The sequence below is a fragment of the Streptomyces sp. NPDC058195 genome (assembly GCF_042883525.1).
Classification (GTDB): Bacteria; Actinomycetota; Actinomycetes; order Streptomycetales; family Streptomycetaceae; genus Streptomyces.
Genome location: NZ_JBHVVM010000007.1, coordinates 99,832 through 115,749 on the forward strand (window position 1 = coordinate 99,832; position 15,918 = coordinate 115,749).

A 15,918-nucleotide genomic window follows, 5' to 3' on the forward strand; every position below is an offset into this window, starting at 1 on the left:
CAGCCACGCGCGGGCGGCCGAACCTGGGCAACTCGCGCAATCACCAGCGAAGGCAGGCGCCAGTGACGACGAGATCCACCGATGCCACCCGGATCCCCCGGCTCCCGGCCGGCTTCACCTGGGGCGCCTCGACCGCCGCGTACCAGATCGAGGGCGCGGCCGACGAGGACGGCAAGGGAGCGTCCGTCTGGGACACGTTCGTACGGCGTCCCGGTGCCGTACGCGACGGCCACACCGGCGACATCGCCTGCGACCACCACCGCAGGTTCGACGAGGACGTCACACTGATGCGCCAGCTCGGACTCGACGCGTACCGCTTCTCGGTCTCCTGGCCCCGCGTCCTGCCGACCGGCGCCGACAGGGTCGAGCCGCGCGGACTGGACTTCTACGACCGCCTGGTCGACGCGCTGCTCGACGCCGGGATCGAACCCACGCCCACCCTCTTCCACTGGGACCTGCCGCAGGCCCTGGAGGACAAGGGCGGGTGGCTGAACCGCGAGACGGCCCACCGGTTCGCCGCGTACGCGGCCGTGGTCGCGGAGCGCCTGGGCGACCGCGTGAAGCGATGGATCACCCTGAACGAGCCCTTCATCCACATGTCCTTCGGCTACGGCTTCGGTGTCCACGCCCCGGGCCACGCACTGATGCTGGACGCACTTCCCGTCGCGCATCACCAGCTGCTCGGCCACGGACTCGCGACCGCCGCGCTGCGGGCCACCGTGCCGGACGGGCAGGTACTGATCGCCAACAACTGCACGCCCGTCCGCATGCTCCCCGACGCCCGGCGGGACAAGGACGTGGCGGCAGCCCACGCGTATGACATCCTGCACAACCGTCTCTTCAACGACCCTGTCCTGACCGGGAGTTATCCCGACCTCTCGGCCTACGGCATGGCCGACGGACAGTGGGGAGGAGTGGTGCGTGACGGCGATCTCGCCACGATTTCCGCTCCGCTGGACGGACTGGGCGTCAACTACTACAACCCCACCTGGGTGACCGCCCCAGCCGATCCCGCCGCCGCGCTCCCCTTCGACCTGGCCGAGCCCGCGGAGCCGTACGAGCGAACCGCGTTCGACTGGCCGGTGGTCCCCGACGGACTGACGGAGCTGCTCACCGGCCTCAAGGACCGCTACGGGGACGGTCTTCCGCCCGTGTGGATCACCGAGAACGGCTGCTCGCAGCCAGCCGGGCTGCACGACCCCGCGCGCATCGAATACCTCGCCGGACACATCACCGCGGTCGCCCGCGCCGTATCCCTCGGGGTGGACGTACGCGGCTACTTCACCTGGTCACTGCTCGACAACTTCGAGTGGGCCGAGGGCTACCACCAGCGCTTCGGCCTGGTCGAGGTCGACTTCGACACCTGCCGCCGCACGCCCCGGGCGAGCTTCGAGTGGTACCGCGACCTGATTGCCTCCCAGCGGTCCTGAGCAACGGAGCCGTCATGCCACACGCCGCCGCGGCGGATGCCGCCGCCGTCTTCGCCGAGCCCACCGTCCCGGTCAGGACCGGCTGGACGGCGAACCTCTCACTGGCCACGCTCGCCGTCTTCATGGCGTTCATGACACCCATCCAGATCCTGCTGCCGCTTCAGCTGGAGCAGATCGACCCGCACGGCAAGAACGACGCGCTCTCGCTCGTCACCGGCCTCGGCGCGCTCGTCGCGGTCCTGGCCAACCCGCTCGCCGGTGCGTGGTCGGACCGCACCACGAGCCGGTTCGGCCGCCGTCGGCCCTGGATCCTCGGCGGTGCCCTCGCCGGGGCGGCGGGCCTGTCGGTCACCGCCTCCCAGCAGACCGTGGCCGGGGTCGCCCTCGGCTGGTGCCTCGCGCAGGCAGGTCTCAACGCGATGCTGGCCGGGGTCACCACCCCGATCGCCGACCGCGTACCGCTCACCCAGCGCGCCCAGGTCTCCGGCTGGACCGGCCTCATGCAGTCCTTCGGCCTCGTCCTCGGCGCGCTGATCACGACTCAGCTGATCACTGGCGTCCGCTCCGGCTACGCGGTCCTCGCCGTACTCACCGTCTCGCTCGCGCTCCCCTTCGTACTGCGCCACCGCGAGCCGCCCCTCCCCCGGGCGCTGCGCCCCGCCCTCGACGCCCGTACCTTCGCGCGCTCGCTCTGGGTGAGCCCCCGTCGGCACCCCGACTTCGGCTGGGCCTGGCTCACCCGATTCCTGATCAACCTGGGCAACGCCCTCGGCACCCTCTACCTGTTCTACTTCCTCTCCGACTCCGTCCACTACGGCGATCCCGGCACCGGCGTACTGATCCTCACGGTGGTCTACACCCTCTGCGCCGCGCTCACGGCCGTCCCCGCCGGGGTCCTGTCCGACCGCGTCGGGCGCCGCAAGGTCTTCGTCGTCCTCTGCTCGCTGGTCATGGCCGCGGCAGCGGTCATGCTCGCCCTGTTCCACACCTGGCCGTCCGCCCTCGCCGCCGCGGCCGTCCTCGGCGCGGGCTATGGTGTCTACCTCGCGGTCGATCAGGCCCTGGTCACCCAAGTCCTGCCCAAGGCCGCCGACCGCGCCAAGGACCTCGGCGTCATCAACATCGCCAACTCCGGCCCGCAAGTGCTCGCCCCCGCCCTCGCCGCGCCGATCATCACCCACCTCGGCGGCTACACCGGCCTCTACACCACCACGGCCCTGGTCACCCTCATCGGCGGCCTCCTCGTGAACCGCATCCGCAGCGTGGCCTGACGATGGCCCGCAGGGACGGATCCGCCGGTGCGGGCCATCCGGTTCCGATACCCGACGGGACGTCAACCGGCCTGCCGTTCAAGCGACTCCAGCAAACATGAGGAATTCTCATCTTCTTCGGCCCGGACCGTTGACTCCGCCGGTGACGATCGCGATTCTGATAACCCGCCAGTAACTTGTGCGTTACATGTCAACTCAAGGTGAGTGATGACCATGCCTCAACCTCCACGCCGCAGACTTCGATCCCTGACGCTGATGTCACTGCTCCTCGCCGTGATGGCCATGGTGCTCGGCCAGTTGCCCAGCTCCGCGGCGGAGCCCGGCCCCGGATGGTGGTCCCCGACCGCGCGGCCCGCGCCCGACGCTCAGATCAACGTCACGGGCGAGCCCTTCAAGGGCACCGACGCGCAGGGCCGCGTCAGAGGCTTCGTCGACGCCCACGACCACATCATGTCCAACGAGGGCTTCGGCGGCCGGCTGATCTGCGGCAAGCCGTTCTCGGAACAGGGTGTCGCCGACGCGCTCAAGGACTGCCCCGAGCACTACCCCGACGGCTCACTCGCCATCTTCGACATGATCACCAAGGGGGGCGACGGCAAGCACGACCCCAACGGGTGGCCCACCTTCAAGGACTGGCCCGCCTACGACTCGCTGACCCACCAGCAGAACTACTACGCCTGGATCGAGCGGGCCTGGCGCGGCGGACAGCGGGTGCTCGTCAACGACCTCGTCACCAACGGCGTGATCTGCTCGGTCTACTTCTTCAAGGACCGCGGCTGCGACGAGATGACCGCCATCCGTCTGGAGGCCAGGAAGTCGTACGACATGCAGGCCTTCATCGACAAGATGTACGGCGGTCCGGGCAAGGGCTGGTTCCGGATCGTCACCAGCAGCACGCAGGCCCGCCAGGTCGTCGAACAGGGCAAACTGGCGGTCGTCCTGGGCGTCGAGACCTCCGAGCCGTTCGGCTGCAAGCAGGTCCTGGACGTCGCCCAGTGCAGCAAGGAGGACATCGACCGTGGCCTGGACGAGCTGCGCGAACTGGGTGTGAGCAGCATGTTCCTGTGCCACAAGTTCGACAACGCCCTGTGCGGGGTGCGCTACGACTCCGGTGCCCTCGGGACGGCGATCAACGTGGGCCAGTTCCTGTCGACCGGCACGTTCTGGAAGACGGAGAACTGCCGCGGCCCGCAGCACGACAACCCCATCGGCAACGCGGCGGCGCCAGAGGCGGAGAGCCGGCTGCCGAAGGGCGTGTCCGTCCCCTCGTACGCCTCGGGCGCGCAGTGCAACACCCGCGGTCTGACCGACCTGGGGGCGTACGCGGTGCGCGGCATGATGAAGCGCCACATGATGCTGGAGCTCGACCACATGAGCGTCAAGGCCGCTGACCAGGCCTTCGAGATCCTTGAGTCCGAGTCGTACCCGGGCGTCATCTCCTCGCACAGCTGGATGGACCTGGGCTGGACCGAACGCCTCTACAAGCTGGGCGGGTTCGCCGCCCAGTACATGAGCGGCTCCGAGGGCTTCATCGCGGAGGCCGAACGTACCGACGCGCTGCGTGAGAAGTACCAGGTCGGCTACGGCTACGGCACCGACATGAACGGCGTCGGAGGCTGGCCGGCGCCGCGGGGCGCGGACGCCCCCAACCCGGTGAAGTACCCCTTCCGCAGCACCGACGGCGGCTCGGTGATCGACAAGCAGACCACGGGCGACCGCACGTGGGACGTCAACACCGCCGGTGGCGCGCACTACGGCATGGTCCCGGACTGGATCGAGGACATCCGCACCGTCGGCGGCCAGAAGGTCGTGGACGACCTCTTCACGGGTGCCGAGTCCTACCTGCGCACCTGGGGCAACGCCGAGAAGCACACGTACGGAGTGAATCTGGCCTCGGGCGCGGCCGCGTCGGCGTCCACGTCCGAGTGGTGGAACCCGGCCGTCAGCTTCGCTCCCGGCAAGGCCGTGGACGGAGACGAGGGCACCCGCTGGGCCAGCGAGTGGAAGGACGACCAGTGGCTGCAGATCGACCTCGGGTCCGCGAAGCCGGTCCAGCGCGTCACGCTCGACTGGGAGGCGGCATACGCGACGTCGTACCGCGTCGAGCTGTCGCAGGACGGCAAGAACTGGCAGACGGCCTGGTCCACAGCCACGGGTGACGGCGGCCTGGACACGGCGCGGTTCGCCCGGACGCCAGCGCGTTATGTACGCGTCCTCGGCCTGGAGCGCGGCACCCAATGGGGCTTGTCACTCCAGGAGGTCGGCGTCTACAGCGACTGACGGCACCGGTGACGGTGGACCTCGCCGGAACCGGCCAGGTCCACCCTCCCGGACCGCCGCACCTGAGGCCCCGGCGGGGGCACGGCACGAAGAGTCCAGACGGCCGCCGGTGCCGACGTCTGCGCACGCGTATGAGCCGGACCCCTGGCCCGGCAGACAAGGCCCGGCAAGCGGCTGACGGCCCCGGTTCACCCTTCCGCGGCCGTCAGTCGGCCGTGCAGGTCCGCCCAATAGGCGTTCAGCATGCGCTTGAGCTCGTCCACGGTTTCCAGGTCCGGCGCACCGTCACTCTTGAACACTTCGTGCAGCACGGCGTTGGCGGCCCACACCACCATCCGCGTCGCCCTCTGCACCCCGTGGCCGCCGGGCCCGCCGGTCAGGTGCTCCACGATGCGCTGCAGGCCCTCGGCGATGTACGTGTTGCTCGCCTCGTCGGCCCGCGCGAGTTCGGGGCTGAGGTGCCGCCCGGCCCACAGAGCCGTGCCGCCCGCCTGGGACCGGAAGATCTCGGCGTAAATGTCCACCATCATGCCGACCGGTTCGGCCAGTCCGCCTTCGACGGTACGCGCGACGAGTCCGTCGATGGCGGCCTTGAAGGCATCGAGGTACCGCTGGCCCAGCGCGTCCACGACGGCGCTCTTGTCCGGGTAGAACTGGTAGATACTGCCGACCGGCGTGCCCGCTCCCTCGGCGATCCGCCGCATCGTCAGCGCCTCGTACCCCTCCTGGGACAGGATCCGGTCGGCCGCGGCGAGGATGGCCTCGACCCTGGCACGACTGCGTGCCTGCTGAGGCTGCCTCCGTAGCCGGGCCGACGCCGCCGGCCGCGGTTCGCCTGTTTCCGTCACCACGCGCCCCCGGGTCGTCCGATGACGCGAACGTAGCACGCAGCCGCGAAGCGGTGGCGGGCCGTGCGCAGGGGATCGGCGGCTGGAGCGGCGACGTGGTCCGCGGAGTTTCGCCCGGCCGGTCCCGGCGCATGGCCATCACGTCAACGGCCGGGCCGATCCGTTCCCTCGTCGTTCGTTGCCGCGTGGCCGTGGTCAGGGTGTCAGCCGCGTGTCCTGGACACGCACTCGGCGACCACGGCCCCGAGGCTTCCGGTGCGGGTGAGCAGCTCCCGCTGGATCCGCGCGCCGGTCCCCCGCTCCGTCACGTTCTTCAGCGCCTTCTCCGCCGAGGCGTAGTCGTCCGTGTCCTCCAGGGCCTCACGGACGTGGGTGAGCAAGGCCGCGACCACGTCGGCCGCGGGCTGCGGGCGCATCGTGCGGGGGTGGAGCAGTTGTCCCTCAAGCCCTGACCGGGCGGCCTGCCAGGCGGCCATGCGCAACACGCTCACCCCCGCCCCGTCCGGCTCGTCGCCCGCTCGCCACTCGCGTGCCGCGGTCTCGACGAGGCCGCGCACGAGCGTGGCGAGGAGCACGGTGTCGGCCGGGTCCAGGCAGACGTCCGCGACCCTGACCTCGACCGTCGGATACCGGTGCGAGAGCCGTGCGTCGAAGTAGAGCATGCCCCGGTCCCGCAGGACGCGCGTCTCGATGAGTGCCCGGACCTGTTCGTGGTAGCGCTCCGCGGAGCGGAAGATCTCGACCGGCCCGGCAGACGGCCAGCGCCCCCACACCCTGCTCCGGTAGCTGCTGTACGCGGTGTCATTGCCCTGCCAGAACGGCGAGTTGGCGCTCAGTGCGAGCAGGACCGGCAACCAGATGCGCATACGGTCCAGCACGCCGACCCCCTCCTCGTCCGAGGCCACGGAGACGTGGACATGGCATCCGCACGTCAGTTGCTCCTGCGCGGTCTCGCCGAACTTGTCAGCCAGCCAGCTGTGCCGTTCCCCCTCGCCGACCGAGGGCCTGACCGGCAACGGCGCCGTGGCGAGCGCCACCACGGCCGCCCCGGCACGGGCAGCGCTCTCCGCCGCCTCGGCCCGCAGACGACGGATCTCCTCCCCGATCTCGCCCATCTCACGGTGGGGTGCGGTGGCGAACTCCAGCTGCTGGTGCTGGAGCTCCGGCTCGAAGGGCGAGTCTCCCTCCGAGCGGCGCTCCGCCACAGCCAGCACGGCCGCCGAAAGCGCCCGCGGCTCACCGCACCGGGGGTCGACGAGGAGCAGCTCCTCCTCCACACCGACTGTCCGCACCATCTGTTCCTCCCCGTGTCAACGCCGAACGGCTGAACCCGAGCACCCCGCCACCACGTTCTGCGGCATGGCCGCGGGCGCTCGCCGCCCCCGCGCACCTCACGAGTCGCCCTCGGGCCGGGCGACCTGATCACCGGGCCCCGCCCGTGGCCGCGCCGCGCCGGTCGCGTACGCGGTACACCGGCCTGGTGACGGGCGGCTGGCCGGAGGGCGGGGCGGCCGGGAGCGCGGAGGCGAGGCTGTCTCCCGGTCCCGGCGCACCATCCGGCCGAGTGCTTCGAGCTTCTCGGGCGGGAGCGCGGTCGTGAGTGCGGGGAAGAGGTCGTGCTCCGCCTCGCGCACAGGGGCCGCGACCGCGAACTTCAGCTTCGCGACGGTGTCGTTGAAGTCCGGATCGTCGGCGCTCAGGCCTTCGAGGTGCTTGAGCAGCTGCTCGCTCCTGGCGTGGTCGGCGGCCTCCTTGTCGGCCAGGGCCGGTCCGTGCGGCACGTGCTCACGCATCGCCGGGTGCAGGTGCCGTTCCTCGGACGCCGTGTGCCGTACCAGTTCCGCGGTCAGCCGGTCCGCGAGTTCCCGCCGCCGAGGAGCATCGACCGGCTGGAGCTCGACCTCCCGGAACAGCGCCTCCAGCTCACGGTGGTCGGCCACGAGCTCCGCGATCACATCGCCGACAGGTTCCGTCACGGCACCCTCCTTGCGTTCGCCTCTTGGAAGGAGGGCTCGTACAGACAACAGGCCCCGCAGGACAAAACCCGCTCTCCACACGCGGGAACGACCGGGCGGTCACCTCCCCGGCGGAGCGCACCGATGAGGGCCCGAGCGGGGGAAGCCGCCCGCCCGTACCTCTGAGGGGCGGCGCGGTCCCGTGCGCACTCCTCACGTTCCGCGCGCCGCTCGTGCAGCGGGCTGGCGGGCTGGCTTCGCGCGTCGGCCGAGGACCACACGTGCACGCCCGTGTGGTCCTCGGCCACGCCCCCGCACGCGGAATTGCCCGTGCCGCCCGCACCGGACCAGGGGCGCCGAAGCCCGTACGCACACGTCGAGGACGACGTGAAGCGGGGCGCCTCACAGCAGCGCGCGAAGGAAATCGCCGCGCGGAACACCAACGGGACACGGGCCCGGACGAAGGCGCCGACGGCATTCACCGCGCCCGTCTGCCGGGGACGAACTACGTTGGAAAGGGGCTGAACATCACCCATCGGAGGTTTCGCGATGACCCACGGAAGCGGCAAGGACAAGATCAAGGGCAAGGCGAAGGAAACCATGGGCAAGCTGACCGGCGACCGCCGGCAGCAGGCCGAGGGCAAGATGCAGCAGGCCAAGGGCGAGATCAAGAAGAAGATGAACGAGGGCAACGGCTGACCGGCCCTCGCCCCGGTCACTCAGGCCGCCCGGCAGCTCCAGCGGCGGCCCGGTCCGTGACCGCATCGGGTGGTACGCGCGACGTGCGCTGCCGGACGCGGAGGAACCGGGTGCACACCGCACCCCCGCGTCCGGCAGGGTCACACACGGCGAGCGCGTGCCACGCGGCATGCCGCGAGCGCGAACCGACGGGAAGCACACCGCCCCCGGTGCAGGAACGCAGCGGGCCCCGGACCGCGCCCCTGTGGTCTCACGCGGGCGCGGAACCCCCCTGTGGTCTCACGCGGGCGCGGGACCGCCGTCCGGCGGTTCGTGGCGGATGCCGCCTCGGGCGAGGAAGTCCTGGAGCTCGCGGTGGCGGAACTGGTAGCCGATCCCGGCGGTGCGCATCAGACCCGCGTCGCAGCACCAGTCGAGGAAGCGGCCGAGGCGCCAGGGCAGTGGCTGGTCGGACCACCAGCGGCGGGTGCAGAGCAGGAGAGCCACGTAACGGACCCCAGCCGCTCCGAGGGCCGGTCCCGCGCCCGTCTTGAACAGGGGTCCGAACGCGCGCCAGGGCCTGAACAGCGCGTCGAACGCGCCCCGGCGGCCGCATCTGAACAGACGGTTGTAGACCAGCGCGAGCACCCGCCCGCCACCGAGGCCGAACAGGGCCAGGTAGATGAACACCGCCCCGAACGCGAGGACGGGGCTCAGGGCGAACCAGTAGAAGGGGACGAACCCGAGCCCGACCACGAGGCCCGTCACGAGCCCGGTCACCAGGTCGTCCCGCACCATGCGGCGCGGCGACGCGAGCCCGTGCGGCCTGCGGATCTCGGGCGCGTCCGAGAGCACACCCGCCAGTCCGGCCCCGACCGTCGCCCCGCCGACGAGTCCCACCACCGCTCCGTACACGAGGGCGATCACCAGGCCGACGACGTTCCCGATGTCGAGCACGACGACGAGCCCTCCCCAGAACAGGCCGCCCACGAGCCCGTTCACGAGCTGGCGTCGTCCGACACGGGTTCCGACCGTGATGCGTTCCAGCCGGGACGGGATCGGCCAGGGAGGGATCCCCACGAGGAGGCTGCCCGCCGCCAGGAGCGTCACGTTCGTCACGTACACGCTCCACGCGTCGAGCAGCCCCGCGGGCAGGTCGGCGACGGCCCACACCGCGATGGTCAGCAGGACCTGGACGGTGCGGGCGCGGCGGCGGCCGGTGAGCGGCCACAGTTCGTGGAGCACGAGGTCGGTGTTCGACAGACGGCGTCCCGCCACCTCGCGGGCACCGGTGTTGGTACGCAGGTGACGGGCCAGGACCGTCAGCCAGCCGCACACCTGCTGCCGTGTGTAGGGCGCGGCGTCGTCGTCCGCCGGGGAGGCGCCTCGGATGTACAGGTCCAGCAGGTGATCCCGGATCTGTTCGGGGGTCCGCAGGCCGCGTTGACGGAGCTCCGCGGGGTCACGGACCCAGCCGTGCTCGGGGTCGCGCTCGTCGTGGACGGCGAGTGCCAGGGTCAGCCGCCAGGGGGTGGACAGGCCCCGGGCCAGCGGGCTGTCCGGGGCGGCGCGGAGCACCTCCAGAACGGGTGCCCAGCGGTCCGGGTCGATAGCCCGGTCGGTGACGAACGCCTCGGCCGCGGCCGGGCCGACGGGGGCGATGTCGATACGGGAGGCGTCCCGTGCCCACAGGCCCACGCGTTCGAGAGCGGCGTACGGGGCGCTGCGGCAGGTGAGGACGAGCTGGCCCTTGACGGTGCCGTGGAGGTACCTGTTCATGGCGTCCAGGGCAGCCGCGGCACGGGAGCCGAGCCCCGGATCGTCCCTGGCGTCCATCTCGTCGAGGCCGTCGAGCACCGGAAGGACCAGACGGGCTCTGACGAGGGCGGCCGCCGCGGCGGGGCGTAGCCGGTGCACACGGGCGAGCTGGTCGGCCAGCCAGTCGTCGAGTCCGGCCGGGCCGGGGTCGAAGGTGGACAACGAGAGCCGCAGGGGAACGGGGCCGCCCGGCGCCCGGTCGGCGAGCAGAAGCAGCATGAGGTGGAGGGCGAGCACCGTCTTCCCGGCTCCGGGCGCGCCGGTGATGACGAGCCGGCCGGACCCCAGAGCGCCGTAGTAGGCGGCGACCTCCTCCAAGGTGCCGTGGGGTGCCGTGTCCGCGGCCCGGTGGGTGCGGGAGGGCACGTGGACGAACTCGATGTTGATGGTGCGATCGCTGCCGCCGAGAAGTCTCTGGCGGGCTTCCTCCTCGCGCTTCCTGATGTCGAAGGCGAGGCGGTCGGCGAGCTGGGCGACATCGGTGTCCTCCCGGGCCTGGGAGGACCTGGCCTGGTCCAGGCCCGCCACCGTCAGCATCAGGCCGACCAGTCCGACCACCAGCCCGCCTGGGTCCACCTCCCCGGTTCCCGCCCGGACGGCCATGGCGAGCGAGACCGCCAGCGCCGCCACCGTCAGCACCGACCAGCCCCACCGCATGGGGCGTACGGTGCCGGTCATCCCCCTGGTCACCTGCCGCGCGAGCGGAAGCGGAAGGCGGCGGCCACGGCGAGGGTGCCCAGGAGGGCGGATCCCACGGCCAGCGGCACCAGAATCCTGGTGCCCCGGCTGCCGGTCTCGGCCATGGCGCCGGAGGGGTCGGCCGGGCCTTCCGGCGCCGTACTGGTCCCCGCGCCGTCGCCCGGGTTCCGTGACCCGGAAGTGCCCGGGGTGGCGGTGTCAGCCGCTCCGGACGGCGCCGGACCGGTCGTCGTTCCCGCCCCGGCGACGTCGAACGACGCCACGACGTTGTTCTGCCCGGGATCCAGCCCGCACGGCAGGTCGAGCTTGACGGTCACGATGCCGCCGCTCGCGGTGACGTGCGCGGTGAGGTCGCCGACGGTGATTCTCGCCCCGCCCGGCCGGGTGAAGGTGCGCGTCGGTGCGACACCGGTCGCCTCGACCCGGAACGGGCCGGACGCCGGAACGCTGGTCCTGGCCACCTGGAACGGCACGCCGAGGTCGGTCTCGACGCCCGGCGCCGTCACATGCGCCTTCGCGTCCACCGTGCCCGTGATGGTCTTGATGCCCGCCTTCCGCAGCGCCCGCGCGTCAGCCTCGCCAACCGACACCACCGCGTGAATGGCGAACTTCGGTGTGGGCTTGCCGACCGCCGCCGACTTCGGGACGTCGGAGTCGATCTCCACGGTGCCGCGCCGCTCGTCGGCCATCGGAACCGAGCAGGTGTACCGCAGTGTGCGCGACACAGGCTCCGCGGCCGCGGGTACGGCTCCGAAGACCCCCACGCCCGTGCCCATGACCCCCGCGGTCACCACAAGGCCCCAGGCCGCACGGGCCACCGGCCCTCTCGGCACGAACCGGGATGCCGCCTGCCGCCCACACGGGTTCTGGATCAGTTCGACGTTCGCCATCTTGTTCCTCAGTCGGGTACTCGGGCCTCCCGCGTGAAGCCCACGGATTCCTCCACCAGGCGGAACGGGCGCGGGGGCGTCCCGCCCGAGCGCACAGCCTGGTTCCACGGCCCACCGTAGGACTGGATCGCACGCCCGGAATTGCGCGTGCGCGTAGAGAAGTTGACACCACGCGCAGCACAACGAACTCCGCGCACGCATGTGCGTATCGAGCCATCGCCGACGCACTGCCAGGATCACACTGCCATCCACTACACTGTTGCGGCACTACCGCGGCCTCGTGCCAGAAGCACGCGTACCGGCTCCGGTGGTGCGCACGGTGAGAAGGCCGCGGTGAAAGGTGTTTCGATGGCCTTGGAAACCTACACGGTGAGTTCGTTCACGACCCGGGACGTGACGTCGCGTGAACGCGCCGAGTTCTGGGGCGAGCACGTGACGTCGTATCAGAGCCGGATGGGCTACGGGTACTCACGCACCGACGACTTCCGCGCGGGGACGATCCGCCAGCGCACCGCCACCTATCAGCTCGTCCAGTGGTGGTCGGACACGATCACCTACACCCGGACCACGAGCCAGGTACGCAACAGCCCGGACGAGGACTACCGCTTGCTGCTGCCGGTCACCGGAGAGCTGCTGCTGCGCCAGAACGGCCAGGAGCTGCGGCTGCTCCCGGACAGCGGGTGTCTGCTCACCTTCGGCGCACCGTTCGAGGTCCTGCAGTCCGCCTCCACACGGGCGTTCATCATGTCGATCCCCGCCCAGGAGGTGGACGGGCGGTTGAACCGGTCGTCGCCGCTCACCCTGGGCCTCGACCTCCGCTCGGGCCTGGGCCGGGTGGTGGGCGACATGCTGACCGGCCTGCACAGGGAGCGCGACGCCCTCACCAGCGGCCAGTTCGACGCGGTGTCGGAACGCCTGGTGGAGCTGTTGTGCATGCTCGCCGCGGGGGACGACCGCCCCGCCCCGGCCGGCCACCTGCCGGAGGTGGAGGCCGCGGTCCGCCGGTACGCCCGCGAGCACGCCGCCGACCCTCATCTGACCGGCGCCGCCGTGGCGCGGGCCCTGGGCTGGTCGCTGCGCCAGGTGCAGCTGGCCCTGCAACAGGCCGGGACGACACCCCGCGCGCTGATCCGCGAGGAGCGGCTGCGCCTGGTGCGGGACCGGCTGCGGACGCCCGCGTACCGGCACATGACCATCACCGAGCTGGCCTACGCGTCGGGATTCTCCTCCTCCAGCGCACTCAGCACGGCATTCCGGCAACGCTTCGGGGTGTGCCCGCGCGACATGCGTCAGGCGGGAACCCCGTCCGCCGGTGACGCGCATCGGAGCTGACCACAGTCCGGCGGACTTCCGGCCCGCGTGGCGACATCCACGGGCCACCGGGCGCACGGCACGTCATGGTGCCCCCTCGCTTTACGGACAGCCGGAGGGCCCGCGCACCGGGTGCCTCCGACGAACCGGCCGCGCACCGCGCTCGCCGTCCGTGCGCCCCTCGTGCGCAGACGTGGCGGCACGGCCAGGAGCGGCCCCGTGGCCGTCATCGATCCGGACGGCGCCTCATCCGGTGCGGCCGGAAGCCGCGCCCGCAGGGACGGCGGGCAAAGCCCTGCCTGAGGAACGGCACCCGCACGTGGCAGCGTTGCTGACCGGTGTTGACCTCGCCGGGGCCCTGGTGCGCGGGGTGGCGGCCGGGCAGGCTAGTTTGCTCGGATGAGTCTCCTTGATGATGTGGCCGAGCGCGACGGCTGGCGGTGCTGGGTGTGTGACGAAGCGGTCGACCCCGACGAGTCGGTGAACGACCCGCGGGGGCCCAGCGTCGACAGCCGGACTGCCGACCGGAAGGCAAAGGTCGCCGAACGGCTCGCGCACCGCGGATGCAACACCCGCAAGGGCGCGGTCAAGGCGGTCATCGAGTGGCCGGACCACCTGTACGTGGTCGAACCCGCGCCGCTGATCACCGTCGCCGGGAGACTGGAGCGCAAGGGGGGACGCGAGATGGTGGGCCGTTGTCCGACCGAGCGGGACGCCCAGGCGGCGGCGGACTGGCTGGTGGACCGGTTCTCCCGGCTGGTACCCGGGCTGCCGGTGACCGCCGGCATCGAGCCGGGCGGTGGCCAGTTCCTCGTCGTCCTGGCCGCCGGCCGCCGCTGACCGCACGCGCCGACGCACACGCACGCCGGCAGGACAGGTCGGCCCATGCCGACCTGTCCTGCCACGAGCAGCCCTCACACCGCTCGCCTGCGCCCGGCCACGGGCCGATGCCGCCGCTCGCCGCAGCCCGGACCGAAGACGCGGTGGGTGCTCTCCGAGGCTGACGCCCCGTACAACAAGGGCGTCGGCCTCGGCCGTATCGTCGGCGGACTTCCCCTCGGGGCGGGTGAGCGCCGAGGTGTATCCGGCCGTCGCGGACATCCGGTCTGTCCGGTCTGTCCGGGAGGTCATGACCAGGTACCAGGTCTTCGCCGGTGACGCTGTTCAGGCCGGGCCGGTCAAGCCGGGCCTCGCCCGGTCGGCCCGCCCACCACCGTGAGCAGGTCCACGACGAAGATCAGCGTCGAACCCGCCGGGATCAACGGAGAGGGTGACTGCCTGCCGTAACCGAGACGCGGGGGAACGATGATCTCGCGTCGGCCCCCGGCCTTCATCCCCCTCACGCCCCGGTCCCAGCCCTTGATGACCTTGCCGCCGCCGATGGCGAACTTGAACGGCCGGTCCCGCTCCCAGGAGGAGTCGAACTCCCTCCCGGACGCGAACGTGACCCCTACATAGTGAACCTGGACGACCCTGCCCGGCCGCGCCTCAGGACCATCCCCGACCACGAGGTCCCGGATCGTCAGCTCGGTGGGCGGGGCACCCTCCGGTACCTCGACTCCGGGCTTCGTCAGTTCGCTCATCACGGTCCCCTCCTCGCCACCGGAACCCCTCGCACGGGCCGACCGGACGCATGGACCCTCCATGTGGCAGGCAGTCACGCTACGGCAAAGCCCTGCTCCAAGGTGCGCCCCGGGTGACGGACACGTCGCACCGACCAGTGGTACGGCGCGGCTCCTCAGATCCTGACCTCCCGTCTTCGCGAGTCCGGCGCGTTCACCTGAGAGCAGGTGCTCCCGGGCGAGCCGGTTCCGGTCGTCCCCCTGTTGCTTCCGCGCCGTGTCGCGCAAGGATTCGGCAGCGGATCCAACGGCCTTGCGCCGGTCGATGAGCTGGGCGCGGCGGCGGGCGTCGCGAACCCGGCCGGGCCATCCCGCCAGGGGGTACCGGTGCGGTACCGGTGGGCGACCGCCTCCGCGATGTGGCGGTGACCGGCCCACGGCCTGCCGCGACGACCGGTACGGGAGGGCAGCACGGGCCTGACGCGGTCCCGCTGCCAGCCGGTCAGCCGGTCAGCCGGTCAGCCGGTCAGCCGGTCAGCCGGTCAGCCGGTCAGCCGGTCAGCCGGTCAGCCGGTCAGCCGAGTGTGACGAGGCATCGGGACTGGACCGCCGAAGTGCGGCGCACCCGGGCCGGCGGCCCGGCCTGGCTCAGCCGATCGTCTTGATCACCCGGGCGGGCACTCCCGCGGCCACGGCGCCGGCTGGGACATCACTCGTGACCACCGCACCGGCAGCCACCACCGCGCCGGCGCCGACGGTCACCCCCTGAGTGATCACGGCAGCCGTCCCGATCCAGACATCGTCCTCGATGACGATCGGGGCGAAGGAGAGGTACTCGCGGCGCTCGGCCAGGGGCAGTGGATGGCCTCCCGTGATGAGGCTGACCTTCGGGGCGATCATGACTCCGTTGCCGATGCGGATGCCTCCCCTGTCCATGAAGGTGCATCCCTGGTTGACGAAGACGTTCTCCCCGAACGTCGTGTTCAGCCCGTGCTCGGTGAAGAACGGCGGGTAGATCACCACCGACTCCGGCAGCGGGCCACCGAACACAACGGAAAGCAGTTCCGCACGACCTCCACTGTCACTGAACGGGAGCACGTTCAGACGGGACGTCGCATCGGTCACCTCCGTGATCCGCTCCACATGACGCGCGAACTCGGGCTTCTGGACATACAT

At 71.4% G+C, this 15,918-nt stretch carries 14 protein-coding genes; 6 read left to right on the forward strand and 8 right to left on the reverse strand.

Annotated features, from left to right (window positions below):
• Positions 1-62: 62 nt before the first annotated feature.
• From ACFVWY_RS11435 to ACFVWY_RS11445, 3 genes are all read left to right on the forward strand, one after another.
• Positions 63-1,430: a GH1 family beta-glucosidase gene (locus ACFVWY_RS11435; RefSeq protein ID WP_389869925.1), complete on the forward strand. Its 1,368-nt coding sequence runs from the start codon at positions 63-65 to the stop codon at positions 1,428-1,430.
• Positions 1,431-1,444: 14 nt separating this feature from the next.
• Entirely contained in the window at positions 1,445-2,701 is a 1,257-nt protein-coding gene (locus ACFVWY_RS11440) for an MFS transporter (protein WP_389869928.1), read from the forward strand.
• A 207-nt stretch (positions 2,702-2,908) separates the two neighbouring features.
• A complete protein-coding gene (locus tag ACFVWY_RS11445; RefSeq protein ID WP_389869931.1) occupies positions 2,909-4,981 on the forward strand; it encodes a discoidin domain-containing protein in 2,073 nt (690 codons plus the stop codon).
• Positions 4,982-5,169: 188 nt separating this feature from the next.
• Here the strand turns inward: ACFVWY_RS11445 and ACFVWY_RS11450 are convergent, their stop codons facing one another.
• From ACFVWY_RS11450 to ACFVWY_RS11460, 3 genes are all read right to left on the reverse strand, one after another.
• Positions 5,170-5,832, reverse strand: a complete 663-nt coding sequence (locus ACFVWY_RS11450; RefSeq protein ID WP_389869934.1) for a TetR/AcrR family transcriptional regulator — start codon at positions 5,830-5,832, stop codon at positions 5,170-5,172.
• 200 nt (positions 5,833-6,032) lie between these two features.
• Positions 6,033-7,124, reverse strand: coding sequence for a glutamate--cysteine ligase (locus ACFVWY_RS11455; protein ID WP_389869937.1), 1,092 nt, complete (start codon positions 7,122-7,124; stop codon positions 6,033-6,035).
• Positions 7,125-7,220: 96 nt separating this feature from the next.
• Positions 7,221-7,805 (reverse strand): hemerythrin domain-containing protein, encoded by a 585-nt coding sequence (locus ACFVWY_RS11460; RefSeq protein WP_389869940.1) that lies wholly within the window; start codon positions 7,803-7,805, stop codon positions 7,221-7,223.
• A 528-nt stretch (positions 7,806-8,333) separates the two neighbouring features.
• Between ACFVWY_RS11460 and ACFVWY_RS11465 the strand changes: the two genes are divergently transcribed.
• Positions 8,334-8,483, forward strand: coding sequence for a CsbD family protein (locus ACFVWY_RS11465; protein ID WP_389869943.1), 150 nt, complete (start codon positions 8,334-8,336; stop codon positions 8,481-8,483).
• Positions 8,484-8,762: 279 nt separating this feature from the next.
• Here the strand turns inward: ACFVWY_RS11465 and ACFVWY_RS11470 are convergent, their stop codons facing one another.
• Together ACFVWY_RS11470 and ACFVWY_RS11475 are read right to left on the reverse strand one after the other, a co-directional pair.
• Positions 8,763-10,958 carry an NACHT domain-containing protein gene (locus tag ACFVWY_RS11470; protein WP_389869946.1) on the reverse strand — a complete coding sequence of 732 codons (2,196 nt, stop codon included), beginning with the start codon at positions 10,956-10,958 and terminating at the stop codon, positions 8,763-8,765.
• Positions 10,959-10,966: 8 nt separating this feature from the next.
• Positions 10,967-11,869 carry a DUF6801 domain-containing protein gene (locus ACFVWY_RS11475; protein WP_389869948.1) on the reverse strand — a complete coding sequence of 301 codons (903 nt, stop codon included), beginning with the start codon at positions 11,867-11,869 and terminating at the stop codon, positions 10,967-10,969.
• A gap of 348 nt (positions 11,870-12,217) precedes the next feature.
• Here ACFVWY_RS11475 and ACFVWY_RS11480 point away from each other — a divergent pair, with 348 nt between their 5' ends.
• On the forward strand, positions 12,218-13,201 hold the full coding sequence (locus tag ACFVWY_RS11480) for a helix-turn-helix domain-containing protein (RefSeq protein ID WP_389869951.1): 984 nt from the start codon (positions 12,218-12,220) through the stop codon (positions 13,199-13,201).
• A gap of 378 nt (positions 13,202-13,579) precedes the next feature.
• A complete protein-coding gene (locus ACFVWY_RS11485; RefSeq protein ID WP_389869954.1) occupies positions 13,580-14,020 on the forward strand; it encodes a hypothetical protein in 441 nt (146 codons plus the stop codon).
• 338 nt (positions 14,021-14,358) lie between these two features.
• Here ACFVWY_RS11485 and ACFVWY_RS11490 read toward each other — a convergent pair whose 3' ends face one another.
• The 3 genes from ACFVWY_RS11490 to ACFVWY_RS11500 form a co-directional block, all read right to left on the reverse strand.
• Positions 14,359-14,763, reverse strand: coding sequence for an FKBP-type peptidyl-prolyl cis-trans isomerase (locus ACFVWY_RS11490; protein WP_389869956.1), 405 nt, complete (start codon positions 14,761-14,763; stop codon positions 14,359-14,361).
• 155 nt (positions 14,764-14,918) lie between these two features.
• Complete coding sequence (locus ACFVWY_RS11495) at positions 14,919-15,248, reverse strand: transposase (RefSeq protein WP_389870380.1); 330 nt, start codon at positions 15,246-15,248, stop codon at positions 14,919-14,921.
• Between the two features lie 142 nt (positions 15,249-15,390).
• Positions 15,391-15,918 carry a DapH/DapD/GlmU-related protein gene (locus tag ACFVWY_RS11500; RefSeq protein ID WP_389870381.1) on the reverse strand — a complete coding sequence of 176 codons (528 nt, stop codon included), beginning with the start codon at positions 15,916-15,918 and terminating at the stop codon, positions 15,391-15,393.

Excerpts from the sequence above, each read along its gene's own strand:
- ACFVWY_RS11470 (WP_389869946.1), bottom strand. The coding sequence starts at position 10,958 with ATGACCGGCACCGTACGCCCCATGCGGTGGGGCTGGTCGGTGCTGACG.
- ACFVWY_RS11440 (WP_389869928.1), top strand. The coding sequence starts at position 1,445 with ATGCCACACGCCGCCGCGGCGGATGCCGCCGCCGTCTTCGCCGAGCCC.
- ACFVWY_RS11445 (WP_389869931.1), top strand. The coding sequence starts at position 2,909 with ATGACCATGCCTCAACCTCCACGCCGCAGACTTCGATCCCTGACGCTG.
- ACFVWY_RS11490 (WP_389869956.1), bottom strand. The coding sequence starts at position 14,763 with ATGAGCGAACTGACGAAGCCCGGAGTCGAGGTACCGGAGGGTGCCCCG.
- ACFVWY_RS11500 (WP_389870381.1), bottom strand. The coding sequence starts at position 15,918 with ATGTATGTCCAGAAGCCCGAGTTCGCGCGTCATGTGGAGCGGATCACG.
- ACFVWY_RS11485 (WP_389869954.1), top strand. The coding sequence starts at position 13,580 with ATGAGTCTCCTTGATGATGTGGCCGAGCGCGACGGCTGGCGGTGCTGG.
- ACFVWY_RS11475 (WP_389869948.1), bottom strand. The coding sequence starts at position 11,869 with ATGGCGAACGTCGAACTGATCCAGAACCCGTGTGGGCGGCAGGCGGCA.
- ACFVWY_RS11455 (WP_389869937.1), bottom strand. The coding sequence starts at position 7,124 with ATGGTGCGGACAGTCGGTGTGGAGGAGGAGCTGCTCCTCGTCGACCCC.
- ACFVWY_RS11480 (WP_389869951.1), top strand. The coding sequence starts at position 12,218 with ATGGCCTTGGAAACCTACACGGTGAGTTCGTTCACGACCCGGGACGTG.
- ACFVWY_RS11465 (WP_389869943.1), top strand. The coding sequence starts at position 8,334 with ATGACCCACGGAAGCGGCAAGGACAAGATCAAGGGCAAGGCGAAGGAA.